A 24,531-nucleotide genomic window follows, 5' to 3' on the forward strand; every position below is an offset into this window, starting at 1 on the left:
CCATATCCTTATCCGCATTTACCCGCGCATGCCGGCCACCGAGAAGGCCACGGTGGTACTGCCCGCCTCCGATCCGGCGCGGGTCTGCCCGCCGTGCATGCGGGCGATGGCCGAGACGATGGCCAGGCCCAGGCCGTAGTGCGGCCCGCCCCGGCTGCGGTCCACCCGGAAGAAACGCTCGAAGAGCCGCTCGCCCATGCCTTCCGGTATGGCCGGGCCCTGGTTGGCGACCTCGATCCAGGTCAGCGCGCCGCGGGTGCGGATGGCGATGCGGATGGCCGAGCCGGCCTCGGCGTAGCGGATGGCATTGCCCAGCAGGTTGGAGATGGCCCGCTTGATGAGGGCCGCGTCGGCCTGCACCTCGGCATCGCCCAGGATGTCCACCCGCAGCGCCTTGCTCTCCAGCAGCGCCTCGTGGAATTCGACCACGTCCCGCACCGGCTGGGACAGGGCCTCGATCCGCTCGGTGCGCGCCGTCACGCCCCGGTCGGCGCGCGAGAGGAACAGCATGTCCGAGACGATGGCCGAGAGCCGGCGCGCCTCCTCCACGTTGGACAGCAGGGTCTCGCGCAACTCGTCCACGCCGCGCGGCTTGGACAGTTCCACCTCGGCCTCGCCGATCAGGTTGGCCAGGGGCGTGCGCAGCTCGTGGGCCACGTCGGCATTGAAGGCTTCCAGTTGCCGGTAGGCCTGCTCGTTGCGTTCCAGCATGCGGTTGAACTGGTGCACCAGCGGCTCCATCTCCGCGCCGAAGCCGCGCTCGTCCAGGCGCTGGCCCGACACATGCGGGCCGACCTGGCGGGTCTCCCGGGCCAGCGCACGCAAAGGGTGCAGTGCCCGCCGCACCAGGCGCGCGCCGGTCAGCGACACCACCAGCGAAACCGCCAGCGAGATCACCACCAGGGCCAGCGCCAGGGTGTGCAGCACCCGGCGGTCGGAGCGCACGTCGATGCCCAGGCGCAGTCCGAGTTCGGGGGTTTTGTCCGATACGGGCAGCAGCTCGTGCCGCCAGCCGGGGCTGCCGGCGTCCGGCCCCGAGACGAAGAAGACCTGGCCATCACGCGTGAGCCGCACCGCGAACTCGTCATGGGTGCGGAAGAACTCGGCCAGTTCCGTCTGCAGCCCGCCCCAATCGCCATCGCCCCGCGCATGGCCGTACATGGCGCGGATCATGGTCTCGTGCCGGGCGATCTCGGTCTGCTGGCCTTCGTCGAAGGCATGGCGCACCACCAGGTAGATGAGCAGCGAGGTGGCGGCCAGGCAGCACAGGGTCTGCAGCGCCAGCCGCCAGGACAGCGAGCGCTGGATCGATCGCGAGGCCATCAGCCGCCCCGGTCCTCCAGCACGTAACCCATGCCGCGCACGGTGTGCAGCAGCCGGGTCTCGAAGGGGTCGTCGATCTTGCTGCGCAGGCGGCGCACGGCCACCTCCACCACATTGGTCTCGCTGTCGAAGTTCATGCCCCAGACCTGCTCGGCCAGCAGGGTGCGCGAGAGCACCTGGCCGGTGCGCCGCATCAGCAGGGTGAGCAGGGCGAACTCCTTGGCCGTGAGGTCCAGGCGCTGGCCGTCGCGCAGCACCTTGCGCGCCACCAGGTCGAGCCGCAGGCCGGCGAGCTGGAACTGCGTGGTCTCCTGCAGCTTGCCGCGGCGCAGCAGGGCATGCAGGCGGGCCAGCAGTTCGGAGAAGGCGAAGGGCTTCTGCAGATAGTCGTCGGCGCCGGCCTGCAGGCCCTTGACCCGGTCGTCCACCTCGTCCTTGGCGGTGAGCATCAGCACCGGCACCGCCTTGGCCGCGCGCACGCCGTGCAGCACCGCGAAGCCGTCGATGCCGGGCAGCATCACGTCGAGCACCAGCACGTCGTAGTCGCTGTCCAGGGCCATGGCGCGGCCCTGCAGGCCGTCGCGGGCCAGGTCCACCTGGAACCCGTTCTCCGACAGGCCCTTGCGGATGTAGTCGCCCATCTTCTGTTCGTCTTCGATCACCAGTGCTCGCATGCGGCCGATCATAGGAAGCACGGGCGCGGCGGCGATTACTTATTTGTAATCCCGCTGTCGGCTGCCGCGCGGGCTGGCTGCCTAGAGTTGGTTCACCCCGGCATGTCGCCGGGACTCGACACCAAGGAACACAGACATGACCAGCATCCGTACCCTCGCCATCGGCACCGGTTTCGCCGCAACCCTGTTCGCCGCTCCCGGCCTGGCCCTGGCGGCCGGCGAATTCCACCCGGCCGGCGGCGAACTCGGCTGGACCCAGCACAGCCAGCACCGCGTGGCGACACGCGAGCGCGCCGATGTGGTGGCCGAACGCAATGCCGCCCTGCGCCCGCAGGCCCGCGCCGCCATGCCCAGCGGCGAGGCCATGGAAACGACGATGCGGCAGGCGGCGGGCATGGGCCTGACACGCGCCCAGGTCGAACGCGAGGCGCGCCGCGCGATGCAGGCCGACGAAATTCCGGAAGGCAACGGCTGAGGCTCGCTAGACCCGGAAGGCGCCGTCGTCCCAAGCCTGGTTGAAGCCGGCCGCATCGGCCAGGGTCTGCTGCGCCATCTGCCGCGCGGCGGCCTGCAGTTCGGCCTGCCATGCGCCGTCGGCGCCGAAGGCCATCAGTTCATCGGCGATCGCCGAGCCCTGCCGGCCAGCGCTGCGCAACTGGCCCCAGGCCACCAGCTGGCCCATGGTGGCGATGGCGTCGCGGATGTCGGCGTGGCGCTGGCGTGCGCCGTCGAGCGTGATGCGGTCCTCCGAAGGCTGCAGCCCGCGCAGCACATAGGGCCGGCCCTCCATCTGCACCGCATGCAGGAAGGCCATGGAAACGGCCTGCACCCGCCGCTGCACCGCCACCACCCGTTCGGCCTCGCTGGCCCAGGCGGGCTGGCGGGTGGCGACGCGGCCGGCCAGCGAGGACGGCAGCGCCTGCTTCAGGTCCAGCAGGTAGTTGCCGTCGGGCGAGCCCTTGCCTTCGACCAGCACGGCGTAGCGGTCCACCCCCAGGCTGCCGGTGCCGGCGATGCGGCGGGCCACATCGAGCACGCGAAAGAAGCCGGGGTTGGTCTGTGTCTGCGCGAAGCCGTCCATGAAGGCCGTCACCTGCGCGCGTTGTTCCTCGCTGGCCGGCAGGGCCTTGCGGCCATCGGTGCGCAGCCTGCGTTGCCGGCCCTTGAGTTGCGTCCGGCCGTCGAGGAAGGCCGGCCGCTGCCGGTCCTTCAGGCCGTCGAGCAGCTGCCCGACCAGGCCCTGCGCGGTGCGCGGCTCCAGCCAGTAGGCCTTGCCGGCGGCCAGGGCGCGGGCGTAGCTGGCGAGAAAGGCCTGGCAGAGTTCATCGGCCGCATCCGGCTTCAGGCCCAGGCTGGCGGCGCCCACCAGCAGGCTGGTCGACAGACGCACCAGGTCCCAGCTGGCCGGGGCCAGCATGGCTTCGTCGAAGTCGTTGAGGTCGAAGTAGGCCAGGCGGTTGTCGCCCTTGTAGCTGCCGAAGTTCTCCAGGTGCAGGTCGCCGCAGCACCAGACCGGCGGCGCCGACTGCAGCACGCCCTGCACCGGCAGCCGGGCATAGAAGAGGTGGCAGGCGCCGCGCAGGAAGACGAAGGGGTCGGCGCGCATGCGCTGGTACTTGAGCTGCAGGCGCTCGGGATCGCGTCCGGCGTTGTAGCGGCTGATTTCCTTGACGATGTCCATGGGGTGGCGGGCAGTACCGGGCAGTGGCGACCGGTCGATTCTGCGCCGGTGCCGCTGCGGAGCGCATCGCCCGGAAGCGGCTGCTTCTTACATCGGCTGTCACGGTCCTCGGGCAAGCTTGGCGGCACAACGAGGAGAGCCCCATGACAAACAAGGACGAGCCAGGCCGCGACCCGCTGGGCGCCATGCCCACCACCAATACCGCGGACTACGCCAACCATTCGAACCTGCTGTTCCTGTTCGACCGCTTCGCCTCGCGCGCCACGCGCTCGGCCGGCTCGCCCGTGGCCTTCGCGCTGGCGGCGCTCAGCGTGGTGGTCTGGGCGCTGTCGGGGCACCTGTTCCACTATTCGGAGACCTGGCAGCTGGTGATCAATACCGGCACCACCATCGTCACCTTCCTGATGGTGTTCCTGATCCAGCAAAGCCAGAACAAGGACAGCATCGCCCTGCACCTCAAGTTGAACGAACTGATCGCCGCGACCCGGCAGGCCAGCAACCGCATGATCGGCATCGAGGACCTGGACGAGCAGGACCTGCGCGAGGTGGCCCAGTTCTACGTGCGCCTGGCCGCGCGCGCCAAGGACGGCGGCAAGGGCAAGGAGACGCATTCCATCGACGAGGAAGGCATGCCCTCGGACAAGCCCGGGCTGAAGTCCTAGTCCGCGGCGCCCCATCGTCGGCATACTCGCGGTCTCGACGAATACAAGGATTTCCCATGTCTGCAGGCGGTTACCACGTGCATGGCCCCCACGACCACGAACTCGAACACGCCGCGCACGGCGACTCGCATGCGGGCGGTTCGCACTCCGGCGGCAAGAGCATGACCAGCCAGATCGCCGTCTTCACGGCCATCATCGCGACGGTGGGCGCCATCTTCGCCTACATGGCGGGGCTGACCCAGGCCAATGCCGGCCTGCTCAAGAACGACGCCGGCATGAAGAAGACCGAGGCCTCCAACCAATGGGCCTACTTCCAGGCCAAGAGCACCAAGCAGGCCCTGGCCGAGTTCGCGCTGGACATGTCGCCCGAGGAACGCAAGGCCGGCTGGCAGACCAAGATCGCCCGCTACGAGCAGGAGAAGAACGATATCGCCACGGCCGCCAAGAAGCTGGAGCACGAGTCGACCGAATTCGACGAGGAATCCGAGGCCCAGATGCACATGCACCACCGCTGGGCACAGGCCACCACCGCGCTGCAGGTCTCCATCGCCCTGGCCGCCATCGCCCTGCTCACCCGCAAGAAATGGCTGGAATGGGGCATGTTCGGCGTGGCCGGCATCGGCGTGCTGATCGGCGTACTGGCGGCGATGCACATCTGAAAGCGGCCGGCGGCATGACGGAGCCCGGTTCGGCGACACCCTCTACTCCTCCACAAGCCATCGGGCTGGGCAGCGCGGCGCGCGACCTGTACCGCGCCCTCTGGCTGCATGCCCGCGGCGTGCGCGGGCAATTGCTGGGCGCCGCCGGTCTGCTGTCGGCCGCGCAGCTGCTGCGCCTGACCATGCCTTGGCTGGCGGCCCAGGCGATCAACGCCCTGCAGCAGGGCAGCCTGAGCGGGGCCGGCCGCTGGATCGTCTACCTGATCGGCATCTACCTGCTGTCCTGGTTCCTGCACGGCCCGGGCCGGGTGCTGGAGCGCAACGTGGGCGTGCGGGTGCGCGAGCGCCTGGCCGACCAGCTCTATGCCCGCATCGCCTCGGCGCCGCTGGCCTGGCGCGACGGCCGGCATTCGGGCGAGCTGCAGCACCGGGTGACCCAGGCCAGCCGGGCGCTGTCGGACTTCGCGCAGAACCAGTTCGGCTACCTGCAGAGCGCCTTCAACTTCGTCGGCCCCATCGTGGCGCTGGCCCTGCTGTCGCGCACCAGCGGCGCGATCGCGGTGACCGGCTATGTGGTGATCGCCCTCATCATCCTGCGCTTCGACCGGGTGCTGATGCAGCTGGCCCGCGCCGAGAACGACGCCGAGCGCCGCTATGCCGCCGCCCTGCTCGACTTCGTCGGCAATGCCGGCACCGTCATCGGCCTGCGGCTGCAGGCGGCCTCGCGCAAGCTGTTGGGACGGCGCATGGATGCGGTGATGGCGCCGCTGCGCCGGGCGGTGATGGTCAACGAGGGCAAGTGGTTCGCGGTGGATCTGATGGGCATGGGCCTGACCTGGATCCTGGTGGTGGTGTATGTGCTGCAGTCGCGCCAGCCCGGCCAGGCGGTGCTGCTGGGCACCATCTTCATGATCTACCAGTACGCGCAGCAGGCCGCCTCGGTGGTGGGGGCGATGGCCTCCAACTTCCAGAGCTTCGCGCGCATGCACACCGATTACGGCAGTTCCGAGCCGATCTGGCAGGCTCCGGGCGATGCCGATGCCGCCGTGCCGGCGGTACTGCCCGATGCCCCCTGGCAGGCCCTGGAACTGCGCGGCGCCACCTGGCGTTATGCCGACGACGCGCGTGGCGGCCTGCAGGGTGTGGACCTGCTGCTGCGGCGCGGCTCACGCGTGGCACTGATCGGCCCCAGCGGCGGCGGCAAGAGCACCCTGCTGCGCACCCTGGCCGGCCTCTACCTGCCGCAGCAGGGCGAGCTGCTGCGCGACGGCATCGTGGTGGACTGGGCCGAGCTGCGCTCGCTGGCCACCCTGATCCCGCAGGAGGCCGAGGTGTTCGAGGCCAGCGTTCAGGAGAACCTCACCTTCGGCGAGCCGGCCGACGCGGCGGCGCTGCGGCAGGCCGTGCACACCGGTGTGTTCGACGAGGTGCTGGACGGCCTGCCCGAAGGCCTGGCCAGCGCGGTCAACGAGCGCGGCGGCAATTTCTCCGGCGGCCAGCGCCAGCGGCTGGCACTGGCGCGCGGCGCGCTGGCCGCCCGTGGAAGTTCGCTGCTGCTGCTGGACGAGCCGACCAGCGCGCTTGATCCGCTGGCCGAAGCCCGGGTGTTCGACCGCATGGACGCGGCCTTCCCTTCGGCCTGCATCGTCGCTTCGGTGCACCGGCCCAGCCTGCTGGCGCGCTTCGACACCATCGTGGTGCTGGAAGCCGGGCGGGTGGTGGATGCCGGCCCGCGCGAGGCGGTGCTGGCCCGTCGCGGGAGCTGAGCCCGGTCGGCTCAGGCCGCGCCGTGCTTCTCGCAGTAGGCGAAGAACTCGTCTAGCTGGCTGGACTTGTCGAAGAAGGCATCGGCGCCCAGCTCCAGGCAGCGGCGTTTCATGTCCGGTGTGGCGTAGTTGGTGAGCACCACGATGCGCGAGCCCGGCTTGCGCTCCCGGCAGGCGCTGATGACACCGAGGCCGGAGCCCTCCTTGAGGAACAGGTCGACGATGGCGAGCTGCCACTGCGCGTCGTGGTGCTTGAGCCAGGCCAGGGCCTCGGCCTGGCCTTCGGCGAAGGCGACCACACTGACATCGCCGAGTTCGGCCAGCGTGGGGATGAGGTTGCTGCGGATCAGCGCGTTGTCTTCGACGAGGAATGCGGGAACGGTCATGGTGATGTGGGTTTGACCATTACCTTAGGGCGAGCTGTCTCCGCGAAAACGGTACGGTTGCGCCCCGCTGTCGTAGGACAAGGCCTATAACCCGCGCTCGGCCGACGCACCGGCCGCATCCGATACGGCAGGCGCCGCGTATTCATGGCAGCCGCGCACATTCTTGACGCGGCCCCATCCGCTCAGGAGTTCTCTCATGCAAACCCGAATCAAAAGCCTCGCCTCCGTGACCCTCGCAGCTGTCCTGGCCGCCGGCACCGTATCGGTCCATGCCCAGGTGATGGTCGGCGGTGCAGCCATGTACCCGACCAAGGACATCATCGACAACGCGGTGAACTCCAAGGACCACACCACCCTGGTGGCCGCCGTCAAGGCCGCTGGCCTGGTCGAGACCCTCAAGGGCCCGGGCCCGTTCACTGTTTTCGCGCCCACCAACGCGGCCTTCGAGAAGCTGCCCGCGGGCACCGTCGACACCCTGCTCAAGCCCGAGAACAAGCCGATGCTGACCAGCATCCTCACTTACCACGTGGTGCCCGGCAAGATGGACGCGGCCACCCTGCTCAAGCAGATCCAGATGGGCAACGGCATGGCTTCGCTGAAGACCGTCCAGGGCGGCACGCTGATCGCCAAGACGAGTGGCGGCAAGGTCATGCTCACCGACGAGAAGGGTGGCACCGCCACCGTCACCATCGCCGATGTGATGCAGTCCAACGGCGTGATCCACGTCGTGGACACGGTGCTGCTGCCCAAGTGATCGCGGCGGGCCGTGCGCCCGCTGCCTTCAGCCGCCGCGATCGGCAGGCCCGGGCGGCGGTACCGCCGCACCGAAGAACTGGCTGGGCGTCTGGTCGAACTGCTTGCGGAACATGCTGGTGAAGGCGCTCGGGCTCTCGTAGCCCAGCGCCAGGGCCACGTCGATCACCTTCTCGCCGGTGGCCAGCAGCTCCAGCGCCCGCAGCAGCCGGGCCTGCTGGCGCCACTGGCCGAAGGTCATGCCGGTCTCCTTGAGGAACAGGCGCTGGATGGTCTTCACATCGACCGCCAGGTGGCGCGCCCAGTCGGCCATGGTGGAGGGATCGTCGAGCCGGCGCTGCAGCGGTTCGCAGATGCGCAGCAGGCGCGGGTTTGTGGGCATCTGCAGGTGCAGCGGCAACACCGGCAGGGCGCGCAGCTCGTCCAGGATCAGGCGCATCACCCGGCCGTCGCGGGTGGCGGGCGCATAGGGCTGGGGCACGTCCATGGCGGCGCGGATCAGTTCGCGCAGCAGCGAGGAGATGCCCACGGCCTGGGTCTGGTCCAGCAGCCGGGGCGCGGCGCGCGGCGCCACCAGCAGGCTGCGCATGTGCACCTCGCCGATGCAGCGGATCTCGTGGGTGGTGCCGGCCAGCATCCAGATGGCGCGGGTCGGCGGCACCACCCAGCGGCCGGCGTCGGCCTGCACCACCATCACGCCGCGCACCGCATAGATCAGCTGGTGCTTGGCATGCGCATGCGGCTCGATGAACCAGCCGGCGGGATAGTCGGTGGCGCGGCAGCTGATGGGCGCGCGCTGCGCGTCGATCTCCTGCAATGCCTGGTTGAGGGCCTTGGGGGCGCGGTCGGCCGTCATGTCGTTTTTGCGATATTGGCTGGTGGATTGGCGCGAGACAGGCGCGCGGTCGCTTTCGATAATTCTGGCACGCCGGGCCCATGCACCGGCGCGGGCGGCCCGCGTCTTCCTGTCGCGGGCCGCTCCCATTCCAAGACGAAAGCCATCCGACATGACGACTCCCGCCGCTACCCTCGGCACGGGCGGTGCCGCCACCGCCGCGCCGTCCCGGGCCAGACCCGCCTACGGCATCCTGGCCGCGATCAGCAGCTCGCACCTGGTCAACGACATGATGCAGTCGCTGATCCTGGCGATGTATCCCATCCTGAAGGGCGAGTTCTCGCTGAGCTTCGGCCAGATCGGCCTGATCACCCTCACCTACCAGCTGACCGCCTCGCTGCTGCAGCCCCTGGTGGGCCTGTTCACCGACCGCAAGCCGCAGCCCTATTCGCTGCCCTTTGGCATGACCTCCACGCTGATCGGCCTGCTGCTGCTGGCCTTCGCGCCCAGCTTCGGCGTGGTGCTGCTGGCGGCGGCCTTCGTGGGCATAGGCTCCTCGGTCTTCCATCCGGAATCCTCGCGCATCGCCCGCCTGGCCTCGGGTGGCCAGCACGGCTTCGCGCAGTCGGTGTTCCAGGTGGGCGGCAATACCGGCACCGCCATCGGGCCGCTGCTGGCCGCAGCCGTCATCGTGCCCTACGGCCAGCGCAGCGTGGCCTGGTTCGGCCTGGCCGCCCTGCTGGGCATTGCGCTGCTGCTGCAGGTGAGCCGCTGGTATGCCGCGCACCATGTCGCCAACGCGGGCCGCAAGAAGCCTGCCGCCGTCGCGCCCTATCCACGCAAGGTGGTGCTGGGCGCGATCGGGGTGCTGCTGGTGCTGATCTTTTCCAAGTATTTCTACATGGCCGGCATCAGCAGCTTCTACACCTTCTACCTGATCGACCGCTTCGGCCTGTCGGTGCCGGATGCGCAGCTGCACCTCTTCTACTTCCTGTTCGCCTCGGCCGTGGGCACCGTGATGGGCGGCCCGGTGGGCGACCGCATCGGCCGCAAGCCGGTGATCTGGGTCTCCATCCTGGGCGTGGCGCCCTTCGCCCTGCTGCTGCCGCATGCCAACCTGTTCTGGACCACGGCGCTGACCATCCTCATCGGCCTGGTGCTGTCCTCGGCCTTCTCGGCCATCCTGGTCTATGCGCAGGAGCTGATGCCGGGCAAGGTGGGCATGGTCTCGGGCCTGTTCTTCGGCTTCGCCTTCGGCATGGGCGGCCTGGGCGCGGCGGTGCTGGGCCTGTTCGCCGACCGCACCAGCATCGGCTTCGTCTACCAGGCGATCGCCTACCTGCCGCTGCTGGGCATCGTGGCGGTGCTGCTGCCAAAGGGCATGCGCCGCGCTTGAAGCCCTGGGTGAGGCAAAATTCCGTACTTACACAAGTACACAAGGGCGGGCATGGAATTGACGGATGACCCGGCGGAGATCGCCCGGGATGTCGCTGCGGTCGGCCGCATCGGTGCGGTGCCGACGCTGCTGAAGATCATCTGCCAGAACACGGGCATGCGTTTCGCGGCCGTGGCCCGGGTCACCGCCGGCACCTGGACCGCCTGCGCGGTGCAGGACGACATCGCCTTCGGCCTGAAGCCCGGCGGCCAGCTCGAAGTCAACTCCACCCTGTGCGTGGAGGCGCGGGCGGCCGGCACGCCGATCGCCTTCGACCACGCCAGCACCGACCCGCTCTTCGCCACCCACCACACGCCGCGCATCTACAACATCGAGAGTTATGTCTCGGTGCCCATCGTGCTGCCCGACGGCACCTATTTCGGCAATCTGTGCGCCATCGATCCGGCGCCCAACGAGGTGTCCAAGGCGCAGACGCTCTCCATGTTCACGCTTTTCGCCGAGGTGATCGCGATGCAGCTGCAGCTGGAGGACAGCCACCAGGCCTCGCAGGCCGCGCTGGCCACCGAACGCAGCACGGCGCAGCTGCGCGAGCAGTTCATCGCGGTGCTGGGCCACGATCTGCGCAACCCGGTGTCGGCGGTGGCCGGTGCCGGCGAGCTGCTGGCGCGGCGCCACGACGCGCCCGATCTGATGCGCCTGGGCGATCGCCTCAAGCGCACCGCCCGCCGCATGGCCGGGCTGATCGACGATGTGCTCGACCTGGCGCGCACCCGGCTGGGCGACGGCATCGGGCTGGAGGCCGAGCGCATCGAGGACCTGGGCGCCGCCTGGACGGACGTGGTGGGCGAGCTGGTGCAGGCGCATCCCGACCGCGACATCCGCCAGAAGCTAATGGACATCTACGCGCCGGTGCGCGCCGACCGCGGACGGCTGCAGCAGCTGCTGTCCAACCTGCTGGGCAATGCCCTGGCCCATGGGGCGGCGGATGAGCCGATCACCGTGTCGGCCCATACCGAGGGCTCCGACGTGGTGCTGTGGGTGGCCAACGGCGGGCCTGCGATTCCCGCTTCGGAGCTGGACAAGATCTTTCAGCCCTATTGGCGGCCGGCGCACAGCAAGCCCGGCGGCGGGCTGGGGCTGGGGCTGTACATCTGCGCGGAGATCGTGCGGGCGCATGGCGGGGTGATCCGGGCGCGCTCCTCGGCCGAAGAGGGCACGGTGTTCGAGGTGCGGCTGCCCATCGTTGCCGGCTGAGGCCGGCAGACTCCAGGATCTTGCGACAAGCCCGAGTCGGGGTTTCAGGGTGGGATGCCGGCCCTCAGGCGTGAGCCAGTTTTTCGCGGGAGGCGACGGCGAGAAACGCCGAGCGGCTCATCTGGTGCGCGTTGGCGAATTGGTCGATTTCATGGACCAGCTGCTCGGACATGCTGACGTTGATGCGGATGGCCTTCGGATTGATCCTGCTCAGGTCGATCTCCACCAGCATCCAGTAGCCGCCTTCGAAGCGCTCATCGCCGACCCAACGCTCCGGCGCAGTCGCCTTCGGGATGGCAAAGGTTTCGCCCTCGAAATGCGCCTGCACCGCGTCCTGTGCGGCCTGGGGCAGATCCTGCAGGCTGTCGGCTGCGGCAAAGCAGCCTTCGAAGTCGGGGAAGGTCAGCCCGTAAGAGCTGTCTTCATCCTTGTGTACGTAGGCAGGGAAAAACATCTTCACTCCTTCCATTGCCATCCGGCTTGTCGGTAGATGCTGCGGACGGTGCCGATGGGCAGGTCCTTTTTAGGGTGGGGGACAACAACATGGTTCATGCGGCCCGGCAGCTTGAACTTGGTGTGGCTTCCGACGACCGCCACCTTGACCCAGCCTTCGGCCAATAAGCGCCTGACGATTTGCTTGCTGTCCACTTGCGCAACCCTACACAAGAGCAATGACTTGCGCAAGTCTACACAAGATGTCCGTTCCGGCTCACCCGCCTAAGCCGGCTCCGGCCTGCGCCACAGCCACACGAGCACGATCGCCATGCTGCCGATGGCGATGCACGCGCCCCAGCGGCGGTGCGCGGTCAGCAGGATCACGGCCGCGCACACCGACATGGTCGCCGTGGCGCTCCACTTGGCCCGCCGGCTCACGAAACCGCCGCGCTGCCAGTTCACCAGCATCGGCCCGAACACCCGATTGCGCCGAAGCCAGGCATGCAGCCGCGGCGAGCTGCGCGCCGCCGCCCAGGCCGACAGCAGGATGAACACCGTCGTCGGCATGCCCGGCACCACCGCGCCGATCAGGCCCAGCACCAGGCAGAGCACCGAGAAAGCCAGCATCAGCCAGCGTGCCACCCAGGGCAGCGGCGGGCGCGGGACAGGTTGGGACGGGGAATCTGGCTCGGTCGGCATGGACCGGCGATCTTCACACATGCACGAAGCCATGGCCGTTCGCACGAAAGCCCCAGCCGACTTGGGTCAATGCTTATTTTTCAGGCAGAAGGTAGGATATTTCCTACAATTCGCGGATTCCCTCCCTCTCCCGCGTGCCACCCGCCGCCGGCCTCCATGAAGCAGACTCTCTTGCGTTTTCTCAAGACCCGGCGTGCCCTGGCGGCCCTGGCGGTGCTCCTCGTCGCGGTGTGCGTGGGCGGCTGGATGGCCTGGCCGGCCGCGGCACCTGCCGATGCCGGCCTGCTGCCCGCCGGCGCCGTCGGCCGCGAGATGGCGCAGGACGCCACCCCCTGGCAGGAACAACAGCGCGACGGTTCCGCCCTGCTCGCCGACCTCAAGGCCGGTCAGGTGCAGGCGGTGGGCATCACGCCGAACGCGCTGCTCATCAGCAACAAATCGGGCGAACGCTATTTCGTGCTGGACGGCCGCGGTGCCTTCGCCGGCTTGGTGATCGCCCAGGCGCAGGCCGCCAACGCATCGCCCTTCGAACTCTCCATGCTGCCCCGGCTCAAGGTGGGCGTGGACGGCGCGGCCAAATGGGACCGCGCCTTCGAGATCATCCGCGTGCTGCTGAGCCTGCTGCTGCCGGTGGCTCTGATCGGCGCGGTGCTCTTCGTGATGCGCCAGGACGTGTTCTCCATGGCCAAGCTGGTGCAGCGCCCGCGCGACATCCGCTTCGCCGACGTGATCGGCGCGGGCGAGGCCAAGGCCGCCCTGTCCGACGTGGTGCAGTTCCTGCAGCAGCCCGAGCGTTTCGCCGCTCTTGGCGCCCACGCACCGCGCGGCGTGCTGATGCTGGGCGGCCCGGGCGTCGGCAAGACCCTGCTGGCCAAGGCCCTGGCGGGCGAGGCCGGGGTGAACTTCATCGCCACCAACGGCAGCGAGTTCACCTCCAAGTTCTTCGGCGTGGGCGTGGCCAAGGTCAAGCAGCTCTTCGCCACGGCACGCAAGAACGCGCCCTGCATCCTGTTCATCGACGAGATCGACGGCCTCTCCAAGCGCAGCCAGGGCAACGGCGCGGCCGAGTCCGAGGGCAACCGCATCATCAACCAGGTGCTGGTGGAGATGGACGGCTTCTCCGACAACGCCGGCGTGATCGTCATCGGCGCCACCAACCTGGCCGAGAACCTCGACGAAGCCCTGCTGCGCGAAGGCCGCTTCGACCGCCGGGTGCATGTGAAGCTGCCGGATGTGCGCGACCGCGCCGACATCCTGCGGCTCTACACGAAGAAGCTGCCTTCCGTGCCCGCCATGGATTTCGACCAGCTTGCCCGCATGACCACCGGCCTGGCGCCGGCCGCGCTGGCCTACATCGTCAACCACGCCGCCCTGGTGGCCGCCCGCGAGGATGCGGGCGAGGTCACCATGGCCCACTTCATGGAATCGGTGGAGACCGCCCGCATCGGCGAACGCAACGGCGCGCAGCGCGCCCTGTCGCGGCAGGAGCTGGAACGGGTGGCGGTGCACGAGGCCGGCCATGCCATCGTGGCCTGCGCCCTGCGCGCGGGCAAGGTCGAGAAGGTCACCATCCTGCCGCGCGGCGGCGCCCTGGGCGTCACCCTGGTCACGCAGGAAGAGGACAAGGCGCTCTACCCCAAGAGCTTCATCGAGGCGCGCATCCAGATGCTGCTGGCCGGCCGCGGCGCCGAGCTGCTGCTGCTGGGCGAGGCCTCCAGCGGCGCGGCGCAGGACCTGCAGGAATGCTCGCGCCTGGCGCTGGACATGGTGGCCAAATACGGCCTGTCGCCCACCGCCGGCCTGTTCAGCCTGGCCGCCGTGCCGGCCCAGCATGCAGGCAGCCTGATGGGCGATGCGGTCAAGGAAGCCAACAACCTGCTGCAGGACCAGGAAGCCCGCTGCGCCGAACTGCTGCAGCTGCACCTGCATGCCCTCAAGGCGCTGACGGCCGAACTGCTGGAGCAGGAAACGGTCGACGGCGCCCGCGTCGAAGAGCTGGTGCACCCCGCGCTGCGCCGCGCCGCCTGAGCCTGGTTTTGTAGGACGGCATCCCGCCTTGGATTTTTTCGACAGGCGGGTGCATCCAGATCGCCGTCTCCCCGGTAGTGCTGAACGGAAGCCTGGAAAAACAGGCTCCGATTCATCAATCTTCCGTGGAGATATTCATGACCGCTTCGACCCTCCGTATCGCCGCCGCCGGCGCCGCTGCCACTGCCCTGCTGGGCCTCGTCGGCTGCGGCTCCATGTCCGCACCGATGGGCGGCATGCCCTTCTCGCAGGCCAGCCTGCCCGCCACCATCCAGGTGCCGGCCGGCCACAAGGTGGCCTGGGAAACCGTGGGCAAGGGCGACATCAGCTACGAATGCCGCGACAAGGCCAACATGCCCGGCCAGACCGAATGGGTCTTCGTCGGCCCCAACGCCACGCTGAGCGACCGCGGCGGCAAGCCCGTCGGCCGCTACTACGGCCCGCCGGCCACCTGGGAAGCGGCGGACGGCTCCAAGGTCACCGCCACCCAGCTGGCCGTGGCGCCCGCGGGCGAGGGCAACCTGCCCTACCAGCTGGTCAAGGCCAACCCGGCCATGGGCAGCGGCGCGATGACCGGCGTGGCATATATCCAACGCGTGGCCCTCAAGGGCGGCGTGGCGCCGGCCGGCATGCCCTGCAGCATGGCCACCAAAGGCCAGAAGACCACCGTGCCCTACCAGGCCGATTACATCTTCTGGAAGGCGATGTAAGCCGAAAGCCCGGCTACGATGCGGAGATGCGACCATCTCCGGACGGCATCTCCGCCCCGCCCGCCTTCGACTACGAGTCCGCCTTGACTGCCTGCGCCCAAGGCGACCGCCAGGCCCTGCAAGGCCTGTACGGCGCCGAAAGCCGCCGCCTGCTCGGCATGGCGCTGCGCATCGTGCGCACCCGTGACCGTGCGGAAGACGTGCTGCACGACGCCTTCGTGCGCATCTGGCAGGGCGCCGCCAGCTTCGACGCCGCCCGCGGCTCGGCCCGCGGCTGGATGTACAGCGTGCTGCGCAACGTCGCCCTCGACCACGCCCGGCGCCAGCAGCGCGACGTGAGCCTGGACGAGGACGCCACCGAAGCCGCCGAGGACGCCGCCGCCCTGGCCGAACACCAGGACGCCCGCAGCGGCGCCGCCGAACGCCGGCTGGAACTCGGCCGCCTCGACGACTGCCTGGCCCTGCTGCCCGAGGCGCGCCGCGACTGCATCCTGCTGGCCTACCTCGACGGCTGCACCCACGGCGAGATCGCCGAACGCCTGGCCACCCCGCTGGGCACGGTGAAGGCGTGGATCACACGCAGCCTCAAGTCGCTGCGGGAGTGCCTGGCATGAGCCCCCCGAACACCCCCTCCGTCCACGACGACGACGACCTGCAGGCCCTGGCCGGTCGTTATGTGCTGGGCCTGCTGAGCGCGCACGAACGCGCCGAGGTGCAGGAAGGCCTGGACCACGACGAAGCCCTGCGCCAGGCCGTCGATGCCTGGCAGGAACGGCTGCAGCCGCTCAACATGCTGGTCGACCCGGTCGATCCACTGCCCTCGACCTGGGCGCGCATCGAACGCAGCCTGGACCCCGCCACGCCATCCGCGGCCGCGGTGCCGACCGGCAGCCGTGGCGATGCCTTCGCCCGCTGGTGGCAGAGCCTGGCGCTCTGGCGCGGCCTGGCCGGCGCGGCGGGCCTGGCCGCGGTGGTGCTGGCCAGCCTGCTGGTGCTGCAGTCGCAGCAGCCGGCGCAGGCGCCGGCCTTCATGGTGGTGCTGGTGGCGCCGCAGGACCGCTCGCCCGGCTGGGTGGTGCAGGCCAGCGCCAGGGTCGGCGAGGTGCAGCTGATTCCGCTCGGCCAGACCGCGGTGCCGGCCGGCAAGTCGCTGCAGTTCTGGACCAAGGCCGACGGCTGGAAGGGCCCGGTCTCCCTCGGCCTGGTCGAGCCCGGGCACGCGATTCGCGTGCCGCTGAAATCGCTGCCGCCGCTGCAGGCCCAGCAACTCTTCGAACTGACGCTGGAGCCGCCGCAGGGCTCGCCGCTGGATCGGCCGACCGGGCCGGTGCAGTTCATCGGCCGCGCGGTTCCGGTGTCCTGATCCCCTGCCTCCGAAATTTTCATGAAGACCCTGCACAACGACCCGCTGAAGATCCTGATCGTGGACGACCAGGATTCGGTCCGCCGTTATCTGCACCAGGAGCTGCGCAACATGGGCGCGCTGGAGGTGATCGCCGCCGCCACCGCCGAGGACGCGGTGGCGCAATTCAAGCAGCACAAGCCCGACCTGATCCTGCTCGACATCGAGATGCCCGGCCGCAACGGCTACTGGATCGCCGAGCAGATCCGCAATGCCGAGGGCGGCAACTGGACGCCGATCATCTTCCTGACCGCCCTCGACCGCGACGAGGACCTGTGGGAAGGCATCCGCGTGGGCGGCGACGACTACCTGATCAAGCCGGTGCGCCCCACCGTGCTGGCCGCCAAGATCCGCGCCATGCAGCGCCTGCTGGGCATGCAGCGGCGGCTGACGGCCGTGACCGAGGAGCTGTTCCAGGCCAACAACATGCTCAACCTGCTGGTGGAGCGCGACGGCCTCACCGGCCTGATCAACCGCCGCGGCTTCGACCGCCTGCTGCACGAGCAGATCGCTTACGCCCACCGCGAGGTGCTGCCGCTGACGCTGATGATCTGCGACATCGACTACTTCAAGCAGTACAACGACACCCTCGGCCACCCCGAGGGCGACAAGTGCCTGCAGAAGGTCGCCGCCCTGCTCGGCGGCGTGTGCCGGCGCCCGACCGACTCGGCCTGCCGCATCGGCGGCGAGGAGTTCGCGCTGATCCTGCCCAACACGCCGCGCTCCGGCGCCATGGTCTTCGCGCGCACGCTGGCCGAGCTGCTGGCCTCGCAGCGCATCGTGCATCCCAAGTCGCCGATCGGCGAGCACCTCACGCTGTCGGCCGGCATCACCACCTGCATTCCCGACGCCGCCACCACCATGCTGGGCATGGTGACGCGGGCCGACGAGGCGCTCTACGCGGCCAAGGCGCGCGGCCGCAACGACTTCTTCAGCTACGAACTGCAGGTCACCGCGCGGGAGCAGCTCGCGCCCCGCAAGCCGGCGGCGCCGGCCGAAGGCACGCGCTCCTGAAGCCGCCGAGCGCGTCCGGGGCCTGAGCCCAGGTTCAGCGCTTGCGCGCCGGCTTCAGCACGGCTGCATCGAGCGAGAAGGACTGCAGCGCCTCCTGCAGCACCTCCACCAGCGCGCCGGCCGCGCGCGACACCGGCTGGCCCAGCGGCGTCAGCAGCACCAGGTCCACCGGCAGGTCGGGCTTGAAGGGCCGCGCCACCAGCCCCGCCTGCAGCAGCGGCGGCACCACGAAGGGGCTGACGATGCCCACGCCCAGGCCCTGCAGCGCCAGCAGGCAGATGGTGATGGCGTAGGTGGTCTCCACCGCCACGAGGGGTTGCACCCGCTGCGCGGCGAACACCTTCTCGATGGCGGTGCGCATGTTGTCGTTGCGGTCGGGCCAGATGAAGGCCTGGCCGTGCAGGTCCCTGGCCTGGATCACTTTCTTGCTGGCCAGGTGGTGGCCCGGCGCCATCACGCAGACCGCGTTGACGCTGGGCAGGGGCTCGGCATGGGTGCCGGCCGTGTCGACCTGGCGCATGGTGATGCCCAGGTCCAGCCGGCCGGAGGCCACGCTGTCCTTGACCAGCGTGGAGCTCACCGTCTTGATCGACACCTGCACCGTCGGATGCCGGTCCTGGAAGCGCCGCAGGATCTCCGGCAGCACCCCCATGCCCAGCGAGGGCAGGCAGCCCAGCTCGATGCGGCTGGCATGCATGCCGCGCAGCTCGCTGATGGTCTGCCCGATCTGCTCCAGGCCGATGTAGCTGCGCTCGACCATGTTGAACAGCCGCCGCGCCTCCGGCGTGGGCATGAGCCGGCCCTTGCGCAGCTCGAAGAGCTTCAACCCGCTGACCGCCTGCAGCCGCGCGATCAGCTTGCTGACCACCGGCTGCGAGGTGTGCAGCAGCACCGCCGCCTCGGTGGCGGTGCCGCGGATCATCACCGCCCGAAAGGCCTCGATCTGGCGGTGGTTGAGGGCGGGCACCAGCGGCTGCGGCGCGATGGCCGGCGGGGCGGTCCTGGGCATGGGATGGATCTCCGGGAACATTCACCAATGCGGTGAGGGGCACCAAAAACGGGCCGCAAAGAGTATATCGATCCGGAATAGACAGGGGTGTTTAAAACATTGGTAAGGCATGGCAGCGCGCCGCAGAATTTGCGGCATGCGGTGGTCGCCCAGGCCGCCGGCCCCGAACCCCAGCCGATAGAAAGCCCCCGCCCATGGCCCCCCGTTTCGACGCGATCACCCTCGAACTGCTCTGGACCCGCCTGATCTCCATCGTCGACGAAGCCGCCGTCGCCATGGTGCGCACCTCCTTCTCGACCAATGTGCGGGAGTCCAACGACTTCGCCTGCGTGCTGACCGACACCCGCGGCCATTCCCTGGCCCAGGCCACGCACAGCATCCCCTCCTTCCTCAACACCGTGCCGCAGACGGTGCGCCACTTCATCGCCGAGTTCGCCGAGGGCGAGCTGAGCCCGGACGACGTGCTGATCACCAACGACATCTGGCAGGGCACCGGCCACCTGCCCGACATCACCGTGGCCAAGCCGATCTTCCACCGCGGCCGCATCGTCGGCTGGGCCGGCTCGGTGGCGCATGCGCCCGACATCGGCGGCCGGGTGCGTTCGGCCGATGCCCGCACCGTCTTCGAGGAAGGCCTGCAGATCCCCATCATGAAGGTGATGCGCCAGGGCGAGATGGACGCCACCTTCGAACGCATCCTGCGCAAGAACGTGCGGGTACCCGACCAGGTGATGGGCGACCTCTACGCCCAGTTCACCGCCCTGCAGCGCATCGAGAGCCGGGTGCTGGCGCAGCTCGAAGAGCACGGCCTGGACTCGCTCGACGGCCTGGCCCAGGAGATCCAGGGCCGCTCCGAGGCCGCCATGCGCGCCGCCATCCGCCGGGTGCCCGAGGGCGTCTACAAACAGAGCGCGGTCACCGACGGCATCGGCCAGCCGATCCGCCTGGAGATGACCATGACCGTCAAGGACGGCGCCATCTCGGTCGACTACAGCGGCACCGATCCGCAGGTGGCCGCGTCGATCAACGTCTGCCTGGCCTACACCAAGGCCTACACCTGCTACGGCGTGCGCACCGTGCTGCTGCCGGACGTGGCCGGCAACGAGGGCGTGATCGCGCCGATCGAGGTGACGGCGCCGCCGGGCTGCATCCTCAACGCCCTGCCGCCGGCGGCCGGCGGCGCGCGCGCCCTGGTCGGCCACATGCTGCCGATGATGGTGGTGCAGGCCCTGGCCGAGGCCATGCCCGACCGCGTCATCGCCGGTGTCGGCTCGCCCCTGTGGTGCGCCAACGTGGCCGGCCAGCGCGACGACGGCAGCACCTACGCCAACATGTTCTTCATGAACGGCGGCTATGGGGCGTCCGCCCATCGCGACGGCATCAACGTGCTGTCCTGGCCGAGCAACATCTCCTCCACCCCGGTCGAGATGATCGAGCAGATGCTGCCCATCCACGTGCACCACCGCCAGCTGCGCGCCGACGGCGGCGGCCAGGGGCAATACCGCGGCGGCACCGGCCAGTCGATCAAGTTCGAGAACCGCGCCTCCACCGCCATGACGGCGAGCTTCATGGCCGAGCGCACCCGCCCTGAGGCCGCGGCCCCGGGCCTGGCCGGCGGCGCCAGCGGCGCGCCGGGCGAGGTGCTGATCGACGGCCAGCGCTGCATGAACCCCAAGGTGCAGCAGGTGATCCAGCCCGGCAGCGTGGTCGAGATGAAGACCCCCGGCGGCGGCGGCTACGGCCTGGTCGCCCGACGCAGCGGCGAACGCGCCGAGGCCGACCGCCGCGACGCCTACACCGCCGCCTGAGCGCGCCGCCCTCCCCTCTTTCGAACCGACAGCGAACATGACCTCCTCGACCTACTCCCTCGGCATCGACATCGGCGGCACCTTCACCGACATCGTGGTGTACGCCCACGAGACCGGCCGCGCCGTCTCGCACAAGGAACTCACCACCCCCGCCGCGCCGCACAAGGGCGTGCTGGCCGGCGTGTCGCGCCTCTTCCAGCGGGAAGGCCTGGACTACGCCTGCGTCACCCGGGTGATCCACGCCACCACGCTCTTCACCAACGCGCTGATCGAACGCAAGGGCGCCCGCACCGGCCTGATCACCACCGCCGGTTTTCGCGACACGCTGGAGATGGCGCGCGAACACAAGTACGAGCTGTACGACCTGCACATCGAGCTGCCCAAGGCCCTGGTGCCGCGCCACCTGCGCCTGGAGGCGGCCGAGCGCATCGGCCCGGACGGCAGCGTGCTCACCCCGCTCGACGAGGCCGGCCTGCTGGCCGCCGCCGACCAGCTGGTGGCCGAGGGCCTGCAGTCGATCGCCATCGTCTTCCTGCATGCCTACGCCAACCCGGTGCACGAGCTGCGGGCGCGCGAACTGATCGCGGCGCGCCATCCCGGGCTCTTCGTGTCGATCTCCTCGGAGGTCTCGCCGCAGATCCGCGAATACGAACGCAGCGTGACCACCGTGGCCAATGCCTACGTCAAGCCGCTGGCCGACGGCTACCTGGACCTGATGAGCGAGCAGATCCGCGGCCTGGGCATCACCGCGCCGCTGTTCATGATGCTGTCCAACGGCGGCCTGACCCATGTGGAAGAGGCCAAGCGGGTGCCGATCCAGCTGCTGGAATCCGGCCCCGCGGCCGGCGCCCTGGCCGGCGCCTTCTTCGGCGAACGTTCGGGCATCGAGGACGTGCTGGCCTTCGACATGGGCGGCACCACCGCCAAGCTGGCCATCGTCGATGGCGGCGAGCCGCTGATCGCCCACCAGTTCGAGGCCAGCCGCGAGAAGCGCCTGACCGAGGGCAGCGGCCTGCCGATCAGCATCTCGACCATCGAGCTGATCGAGATCGGCGCGGGCGGCGGCAGCCTGGCGCAGCTCGATGCCATGGGCCTGCTCAAGGTCGGCCCCGAGAGCGCGGCCTCCGACCCCGGCCCGGTCTGCTACGGGCGCGGCGGCAAGCAGCCGACGGTGACCGATGCCAACCTGATCCTGGGTTTCCTCGACCCCGAAGGCTTCGCCGGCGGCACCATCACCCTGGACACCGCCGCGGCCGAGGCCGCCATGGCGCCGATGGCGGCGCAGGCCGGCGTGTCGGTGCCCGAACTGGCCTGGGGCATCCACTCCATCGTCAACGAGAACATGGCCGGCGCCGCCCGGGTGCATGTGGCCGAGCGCGGCCACAACGCTGCTCGCTTCTCCATGCTGCTGACCGGCGGCGGCGGCCCGCTGCACGGCTGCGAGGTGGCGCGCCGCCTGGGCACGCTGAAGGTGGTCTGCCCGCCCGGCGCGGGCGTGGCCTCGGCCCTGGGCCTGCTGATGGCGCCGGCCCGGGTGGACCGCATGGCCACAGTGGCCAGGCGCCTGTCGCGCATCGACTGGGCCGAACTCGACGCCGCCTTCGCCGTGCTGGAGCAGGACGCGCTCGGCGTGATCGCCGCCACCCTGTCCGATCGCAGCCAGCCGGCACGCATCGTGCGTTCGGCGGACTTGCGTTTCGTCGGCCAGGGTTTCGAAGTGGTGACCGAACTGCCCGCCGGCCCCTACGACGCCGGCACGGCCCGGGCGGTGGTCGAGGCTTTCGACAGCCTCTACCTCAAGACCTTCACCCAGACACCGCCCAAGGGCGAGGTCGAGATCGTGAACATCCGCGTGGCCGTGTCGGCACAGGCTTCGGCCTCGAAGCTCGATGCCGGCGCCGCCGCCGCGCCGGCCGCCGGCCAGGCCGTGGCCAGCAGCCGCCGCCGCATCTGGGTGGGCGCGCACAAACGCTACGAGGAAGTGCCGGTGTTCCAGCGCGAGGCGCTGCCGGTGGGCTTCGAGATCGCCGGCCCCGCCATCGTGCAGGAAGCCTCTTCCACCCTGGTGCTGCCCGCCGGCTCGCTGACCCGCGTGGACGGCTCCGGCAGCCTGATCGTGGACTTGACGAATTCCATTCAAAAAGACGCCTCGACGGCGCAACACAAGAACAAAGCATCCGAAGCAACGGAGAGAGACAAGCAATGCGCCTGAACGCCTGCACCACATCCTCCCTGAACTTAGGAATGCCCCATGTACAAACGTTCGATGCTCCTGGCCCTGCTCGCGGCCGCCGGCCTGTTTTCCTTTGGATCGGCGTCGGCCGCTGAAGCCTGGCCTACGAAGCCGATCCGCTTCGTCGTGCCCTTCACCGCCGGCGGCGCCGCCGACATCCTGGGCCGCATCGTCGGCCAGCAGCTCTCGCTGAAATACGGCCAGCCGGTGCTGGTGGACAACCGTCCCGGCGCCAGCGGCCACGTCGGCGCCGAGCAGGTCGCCAAGTCGGCACCCGACGGCTACACCATCGTGCTGGGCACCACCGGCGTGCATGCGGCCTACACCATGTACCCCAAGCTGAACTACGACCCGTCGAAGGCGCTGCAGGTGGTCTCCATCATCGGCGAGTTCCCCAACCTGCTGGTGGTCAACCCCGCGGTGCCGGCGCAGAACATGAAGGAGTTCCTGGCCCTGGCCAAGGCGAAACCGGGCGAGCTGTTCTTCGGCTCGGCGGGCAACGGCTCCTCCACCCACCTGTCGACCGAGCTGCTCAAGCAGGTGGCCGGCATCGACCTGAAACATGTGCCCTACCGCGGCAGCTCGGCCGCCATGAACGACCTGATGGGCGGCCAGATCCAGCTGATGGTGGAGAACCTGCCCGCCGTGCTGCCCATGGTGCAGAGCGGCCGGGTGCGGGCATTGGCGATCACCAGCAAGACGCGTTCGGACGTGATGCCCGGCATCCCGACCGTGGCCGAGTCCGGCGTGCCCGGCTACCAGTTCACCGCCTGGTTCACCGTGGCCGTGCCGGCCGGCACGCCGCAGTCCATCGCCAAAAAGCTCAATGCCGACATCGACGCCATCGTCCATTCTCCGGAACTCGCGGCCAAGTGGAAGGAGCTGGGCGTGAACCCGATCGGCGGCACGCTCGATGCCGACACCGCCTTCATCTCGTCCGAGAAGAAGAAGTTCACCGCGCTCATCCAGGAAGCGCACCTCACCGCCGACGACTGAGACAAGAACCCCATGACATCAAGCACCGAATTCCTGCTGGCCCGCAAAGAAGGCGCCATCGGCTGGATGACTTTCAACAACCCGGCCAAGCACAACGCCATCTCGGTGGAGATGGCACGCGCGGTGCCCGCCGTGATGGCAGGCTTCGATGCCGATCCCGAGATCCGCGTGGTGGTGGTCAACGGCATGGGCGAACGCGCCTTCGCCGCCGGCTCCAACATCTCGGGCTTCGGCGAGGTGCGCACCAACCCCGAGCAGAACCGGGCGTACCACGACATGAACGAGGACTCCTACAACGCGGTCTACGCCTGCAGCAAGCCGACCATCGCGATGATCCACGGCTACTGCATCGGCGGCGGCCTGGACTTCGCCAGCAGCTGCGACATCCGCATCTGCGACGACCGGGCGCAGTTCGCCATCCCCGCCGTCAAGCTCGGCCTGGGCTTCAGCTGGGAAGGCCAGGTGCGCCTGTCGCGCCTGCTGAGCCCGGCCATGGCGCGCGACCTGTTCTTCAGCGGCCGGCGCTGGGATGCCGAGCAGGCCCTGCGCACCGGCCTGGTCCACCAGGTGGTGCCCACCGCCGAGCTGGAAGACGCCGTGCGCGCCTATGCCGCCGTGATCGCCGCCAACGCGCCGCTCACCTTGCGCGCCTTGAAACGCGGCTTCCTCGAACAGGAAAAGCCTGCCGGACAGGTCGACATGCAGGCCGCCCAGGACCTCATCGACGCCTGCTACCGCAGCCAGGACTACCTGGAAGGCCGCGATGCCTTCGCCGCCAAGCGCAGCCCGAACTTCAAGGGGAACTGAG

Annotated in this window: 25 protein-coding genes; 16 read left to right on the forward strand and 9 right to left on the reverse strand. The window is 69.4% G+C overall.

The features are described 5' to 3' along the window. Positions 1-18: 18 nt before the first annotated feature. Together GT347_RS06475 and GT347_RS06480 are read right to left on the reverse strand one after the other, a co-directional pair. Positions 19-1,323: a heavy metal sensor histidine kinase gene (locus GT347_RS06475; RefSeq protein WP_160551183.1), complete on the reverse strand. Its 1,305-nt coding sequence runs from the start codon at positions 1,321-1,323 to the stop codon at positions 19-21. Further along, complete coding sequence (locus GT347_RS06480) at positions 1,323-1,997, reverse strand: heavy metal response regulator transcription factor (RefSeq protein ID WP_160551184.1); 675 nt, start codon at positions 1,995-1,997, stop codon at positions 1,323-1,325. Before GT347_RS06480 ends, GT347_RS06475 begins: the two co-directional genes overlap by 1 nt. A 136-nt stretch (positions 1,998-2,133) precedes the next feature. Here GT347_RS06480 and GT347_RS06485 point away from each other — a divergent pair, with 136 nt between their 5' ends. Continuing rightward, positions 2,134-2,472, forward strand: a complete 339-nt coding sequence (locus GT347_RS06485; RefSeq protein WP_160551185.1) for a hypothetical protein — start codon at positions 2,134-2,136, stop codon at positions 2,470-2,472. A gap of 6 nt (positions 2,473-2,478) precedes the next feature. Here the strand turns inward: GT347_RS06485 and GT347_RS06490 are convergent, their stop codons facing one another. Continuing rightward, positions 2,479-3,678 (reverse strand): DUF2252 domain-containing protein, encoded by a 1,200-nt coding sequence (locus tag GT347_RS06490; protein WP_160551186.1) that lies wholly within the window; start codon positions 3,676-3,678, stop codon positions 2,479-2,481. 143 nt (positions 3,679-3,821) lie between these two features. On the opposite strand from GT347_RS06490, the gene GT347_RS06495 reads away from it, so the two are divergent. The 3 genes from GT347_RS06495 to GT347_RS06505 are packed head-to-tail and all read left to right on the forward strand — an operon-like array spanning position 3,822 to position 6,765. Then, the gene (locus GT347_RS06495) at positions 3,822-4,340 is read left to right on the forward strand and encodes a low affinity iron permease family protein (protein WP_160551187.1); all 519 of its coding nucleotides are present in this window, start codon (positions 3,822-3,824) and stop codon (positions 4,338-4,340) included. A 56-nt stretch (positions 4,341-4,396) separates the two neighbouring features. Continuing rightward, positions 4,397-4,999 (forward strand): DUF4337 domain-containing protein, encoded by a 603-nt coding sequence (locus tag GT347_RS06500; RefSeq protein WP_160551188.1) that lies wholly within the window; start codon positions 4,397-4,399, stop codon positions 4,997-4,999. A 14-nt stretch (positions 5,000-5,013) separates the two neighbouring features. Continuing rightward, positions 5,014-6,765: an ABC transporter ATP-binding protein gene (locus tag GT347_RS06505; protein WP_160551189.1), complete on the forward strand. Its 1,752-nt coding sequence runs from the start codon at positions 5,014-5,016 to the stop codon at positions 6,763-6,765. Between the two features lie 11 nt (positions 6,766-6,776). Here the strand turns inward: GT347_RS06505 and GT347_RS06510 are convergent, their stop codons facing one another. Next, positions 6,777-7,151: a response regulator gene (locus GT347_RS06510; RefSeq protein WP_160551190.1), complete on the reverse strand. Its 375-nt coding sequence runs from the start codon at positions 7,149-7,151 to the stop codon at positions 6,777-6,779. A 196-nt stretch (positions 7,152-7,347) separates the two neighbouring features. Between GT347_RS06510 and GT347_RS06515 the strand changes: the two genes are divergently transcribed. Then, on the forward strand, positions 7,348-7,905 hold the full coding sequence (locus GT347_RS06515; RefSeq protein ID WP_160551191.1) for a fasciclin domain-containing protein: 558 nt from the start codon (positions 7,348-7,350) through the stop codon (positions 7,903-7,905). A gap of 27 nt (positions 7,906-7,932) precedes the next feature. Here GT347_RS06515 and GT347_RS06520 read toward each other — a convergent pair whose 3' ends face one another. Further along, positions 7,933-8,760, reverse strand: coding sequence for an AraC family transcriptional regulator (locus GT347_RS06520; protein ID WP_160551192.1), 828 nt, complete (start codon positions 8,758-8,760; stop codon positions 7,933-7,935). A gap of 151 nt (positions 8,761-8,911) precedes the next feature. On the opposite strand from GT347_RS06520, the gene GT347_RS06525 reads away from it, so the two are divergent. Continuing rightward, positions 8,912-10,135 (forward strand): MFS transporter, encoded by a 1,224-nt coding sequence (locus tag GT347_RS06525; protein ID WP_160551193.1) that lies wholly within the window; start codon positions 8,912-8,914, stop codon positions 10,133-10,135. Positions 10,136-10,186: 51 nt separating this feature from the next. Then, positions 10,187-11,389 (forward strand): sensor histidine kinase, encoded by a 1,203-nt coding sequence (locus GT347_RS06530; RefSeq protein ID WP_160551194.1) that lies wholly within the window; start codon positions 10,187-10,189, stop codon positions 11,387-11,389. A gap of 64 nt (positions 11,390-11,453) precedes the next feature. Here GT347_RS06530 and GT347_RS06535 read toward each other — a convergent pair whose 3' ends face one another. From GT347_RS06535 to GT347_RS06545, 3 genes are all read right to left on the reverse strand, one after another. Beyond that, positions 11,454-11,843 (reverse strand): type II toxin-antitoxin system HicB family antitoxin, encoded by a 390-nt coding sequence (locus tag GT347_RS06535; RefSeq protein ID WP_160551195.1) that lies wholly within the window; start codon positions 11,841-11,843, stop codon positions 11,454-11,456. A 2-nt stretch (positions 11,844-11,845) separates the two neighbouring features. Further along, on the reverse strand, positions 11,846-12,037 hold the full coding sequence (locus tag GT347_RS06540; RefSeq protein WP_160551196.1) for a type II toxin-antitoxin system HicA family toxin: 192 nt from the start codon (positions 12,035-12,037) through the stop codon (positions 11,846-11,848). 69 nt (positions 12,038-12,106) lie between these two features. After that, on the reverse strand, positions 12,107-12,523 hold the full coding sequence (locus GT347_RS06545; protein WP_160551197.1) for a YbaN family protein: 417 nt from the start codon (positions 12,521-12,523) through the stop codon (positions 12,107-12,109). Between the two features lie 156 nt (positions 12,524-12,679). Between GT347_RS06545 and GT347_RS06550 the strand changes: the two genes are divergently transcribed. The 5 genes from GT347_RS06550 to GT347_RS06570 all read left to right on the forward strand — a co-directional run bounded on the left by GT347_RS06550 (position 12,680) and on the right by GT347_RS06570 (position 17,677). Beyond that, a complete protein-coding gene (locus GT347_RS06550) occupies positions 12,680-14,551 on the forward strand; it encodes an ATP-dependent metallopeptidase FtsH/Yme1/Tma family protein (protein ID WP_160551198.1) in 1,872 nt (623 codons plus the stop codon). A gap of 137 nt (positions 14,552-14,688) precedes the next feature. Further along, positions 14,689-15,261, forward strand: coding sequence for a DUF3455 domain-containing protein (locus tag GT347_RS06555; RefSeq protein ID WP_160551199.1), 573 nt, complete (start codon positions 14,689-14,691; stop codon positions 15,259-15,261). 26 nt (positions 15,262-15,287) lie between these two features. Further along, complete coding sequence (locus GT347_RS06560) at positions 15,288-15,875, forward strand: sigma-70 family RNA polymerase sigma factor (RefSeq protein WP_160551200.1); 588 nt, start codon at positions 15,288-15,290, stop codon at positions 15,873-15,875. Beyond that, positions 15,872-16,624 carry an anti-sigma factor gene (locus GT347_RS06565; protein ID WP_160551201.1) on the forward strand — a complete coding sequence of 251 codons (753 nt, stop codon included), beginning with the start codon at positions 15,872-15,874 and terminating at the stop codon, positions 16,622-16,624. Before GT347_RS06560 ends, GT347_RS06565 begins: the two co-directional genes overlap by 4 nt. A 21-nt stretch (positions 16,625-16,645) precedes the next feature. Continuing rightward, positions 16,646-17,677 (forward strand): diguanylate cyclase domain-containing protein, encoded by a 1,032-nt coding sequence (locus GT347_RS06570; protein ID WP_160551202.1) that lies wholly within the window; start codon positions 16,646-16,648, stop codon positions 17,675-17,677. A 34-nt stretch (positions 17,678-17,711) separates the two neighbouring features. Here GT347_RS06570 and GT347_RS06575 read toward each other — a convergent pair whose 3' ends face one another. Further along, positions 17,712-18,686 (reverse strand): LysR substrate-binding domain-containing protein, encoded by a 975-nt coding sequence (locus GT347_RS06575; protein WP_160551203.1) that lies wholly within the window; start codon positions 18,684-18,686, stop codon positions 17,712-17,714. A 194-nt stretch (positions 18,687-18,880) separates the two neighbouring features. Here GT347_RS06575 and GT347_RS06580 point away from each other — a divergent pair, with 194 nt between their 5' ends. Genes GT347_RS06580 through GT347_RS06595 form a run of 4 tightly spaced genes read left to right on the forward strand, consistent with a single transcriptional unit; the run spans position 18,881 to position 24,530 of the window. After that, positions 18,881-20,494: a hydantoinase B/oxoprolinase family protein gene (locus tag GT347_RS06580; RefSeq protein WP_160551204.1), complete on the forward strand. Its 1,614-nt coding sequence runs from the start codon at positions 18,881-18,883 to the stop codon at positions 20,492-20,494. Positions 20,495-20,531: 37 nt separating this feature from the next. Next, positions 20,532-22,706 carry a hydantoinase/oxoprolinase family protein gene (locus GT347_RS06585; RefSeq protein WP_160551205.1) on the forward strand — a complete coding sequence of 725 codons (2,175 nt, stop codon included), beginning with the start codon at positions 20,532-20,534 and terminating at the stop codon, positions 22,704-22,706. Between the two features lie 39 nt (positions 22,707-22,745). Then, positions 22,746-23,723, forward strand: coding sequence for a Bug family tripartite tricarboxylate transporter substrate binding protein (locus GT347_RS06590; protein WP_160551206.1), 978 nt, complete (start codon positions 22,746-22,748; stop codon positions 23,721-23,723). A gap of 12 nt (positions 23,724-23,735) precedes the next feature. Continuing rightward, on the forward strand, positions 23,736-24,530 hold the full coding sequence (locus tag GT347_RS06595; protein WP_160551207.1) for an enoyl-CoA hydratase: 795 nt from the start codon (positions 23,736-23,738) through the stop codon (positions 24,528-24,530). Position 24,531 lies beyond the last annotated feature (1 nt).

Origin of the sequence: Xylophilus rhododendri, from assembly GCF_009906855.1 — a bacterium.
Lineage (GTDB): Bacteria > Pseudomonadota > Gammaproteobacteria > Burkholderiales > Burkholderiaceae_C > Xylophilus > Xylophilus rhododendri.

What these genes read in the sequence shown, in the direction of transcription:
- GT347_RS06580 (WP_160551204.1), top strand. Translation starts at nt 18,881, where the DNA reads ATGGCCCCCCGTTTCGACGCGATCACCCTCGAACTGCTCTGGACCCGC.
- GT347_RS06550 (WP_160551198.1), top strand. Translation starts at nt 12,680, where the DNA reads ATGAAGCAGACTCTCTTGCGTTTTCTCAAGACCCGGCGTGCCCTGGCG.
- GT347_RS06515 (WP_160551191.1), top strand. Translation starts at nt 7,348, where the DNA reads ATGCAAACCCGAATCAAAAGCCTCGCCTCCGTGACCCTCGCAGCTGTC.
- GT347_RS06570 (WP_160551202.1), top strand. Translation starts at nt 16,646, where the DNA reads ATGAAGACCCTGCACAACGACCCGCTGAAGATCCTGATCGTGGACGAC.
- GT347_RS06505 (WP_160551189.1), top strand. Translation starts at nt 5,014, where the DNA reads ATGACGGAGCCCGGTTCGGCGACACCCTCTACTCCTCCACAAGCCATC.
- GT347_RS06545 (WP_160551197.1), bottom strand. Translation starts at nt 12,523, where the DNA reads ATGCCGACCGAGCCAGATTCCCCGTCCCAACCTGTCCCGCGCCCGCCG.
- GT347_RS06520 (WP_160551192.1), bottom strand. Translation starts at nt 8,760, where the DNA reads ATGACGGCCGACCGCGCCCCCAAGGCCCTCAACCAGGCATTGCAGGAG.
- GT347_RS06525 (WP_160551193.1), top strand. Translation starts at nt 8,912, where the DNA reads ATGACGACTCCCGCCGCTACCCTCGGCACGGGCGGTGCCGCCACCGCC.
- GT347_RS06495 (WP_160551187.1), top strand. Translation starts at nt 3,822, where the DNA reads ATGACAAACAAGGACGAGCCAGGCCGCGACCCGCTGGGCGCCATGCCC.
- GT347_RS06530 (WP_160551194.1), top strand. Translation starts at nt 10,187, where the DNA reads ATGGAATTGACGGATGACCCGGCGGAGATCGCCCGGGATGTCGCTGCG.
- GT347_RS06585 (WP_160551205.1), top strand. Translation starts at nt 20,532, where the DNA reads ATGACCTCCTCGACCTACTCCCTCGGCATCGACATCGGCGGCACCTTC.
- GT347_RS06480 (WP_160551184.1), bottom strand. Translation starts at nt 1,997, where the DNA reads ATGCGAGCACTGGTGATCGAAGACGAACAGAAGATGGGCGACTACATC.
- GT347_RS06595 (WP_160551207.1), top strand. Translation starts at nt 23,736, where the DNA reads ATGACATCAAGCACCGAATTCCTGCTGGCCCGCAAAGAAGGCGCCATC.
- GT347_RS06485 (WP_160551185.1), top strand. Translation starts at nt 2,134, where the DNA reads ATGACCAGCATCCGTACCCTCGCCATCGGCACCGGTTTCGCCGCAACC.
- GT347_RS06590 (WP_160551206.1), top strand. Translation starts at nt 22,746, where the DNA reads ATGTACAAACGTTCGATGCTCCTGGCCCTGCTCGCGGCCGCCGGCCTG.
- GT347_RS06560 (WP_160551200.1), top strand. Translation starts at nt 15,288, where the DNA reads ATGCGACCATCTCCGGACGGCATCTCCGCCCCGCCCGCCTTCGACTAC.
- GT347_RS06565 (WP_160551201.1), top strand. Translation starts at nt 15,872, where the DNA reads ATGAGCCCCCCGAACACCCCCTCCGTCCACGACGACGACGACCTGCAG.
- GT347_RS06575 (WP_160551203.1), bottom strand. Translation starts at nt 18,686, where the DNA reads ATGCCCAGGACCGCCCCGCCGGCCATCGCGCCGCAGCCGCTGGTGCCC.
- GT347_RS06500 (WP_160551188.1), top strand. Translation starts at nt 4,397, where the DNA reads ATGTCTGCAGGCGGTTACCACGTGCATGGCCCCCACGACCACGAACTC.
- GT347_RS06535 (WP_160551195.1), bottom strand. Translation starts at nt 11,843, where the DNA reads ATGTTTTTCCCTGCCTACGTACACAAGGATGAAGACAGCTCTTACGGG.
- GT347_RS06490 (WP_160551186.1), bottom strand. Translation starts at nt 3,678, where the DNA reads ATGGACATCGTCAAGGAAATCAGCCGCTACAACGCCGGACGCGATCCC.
- GT347_RS06475 (WP_160551183.1), bottom strand. Translation starts at nt 1,323, where the DNA reads ATGGCCTCGCGATCGATCCAGCGCTCGCTGTCCTGGCGGCTGGCGCTG.
- GT347_RS06510 (WP_160551190.1), bottom strand. Translation starts at nt 7,151, where the DNA reads ATGACCGTTCCCGCATTCCTCGTCGAAGACAACGCGCTGATCCGCAGC.
- GT347_RS06555 (WP_160551199.1), top strand. Translation starts at nt 14,689, where the DNA reads ATGACCGCTTCGACCCTCCGTATCGCCGCCGCCGGCGCCGCTGCCACT.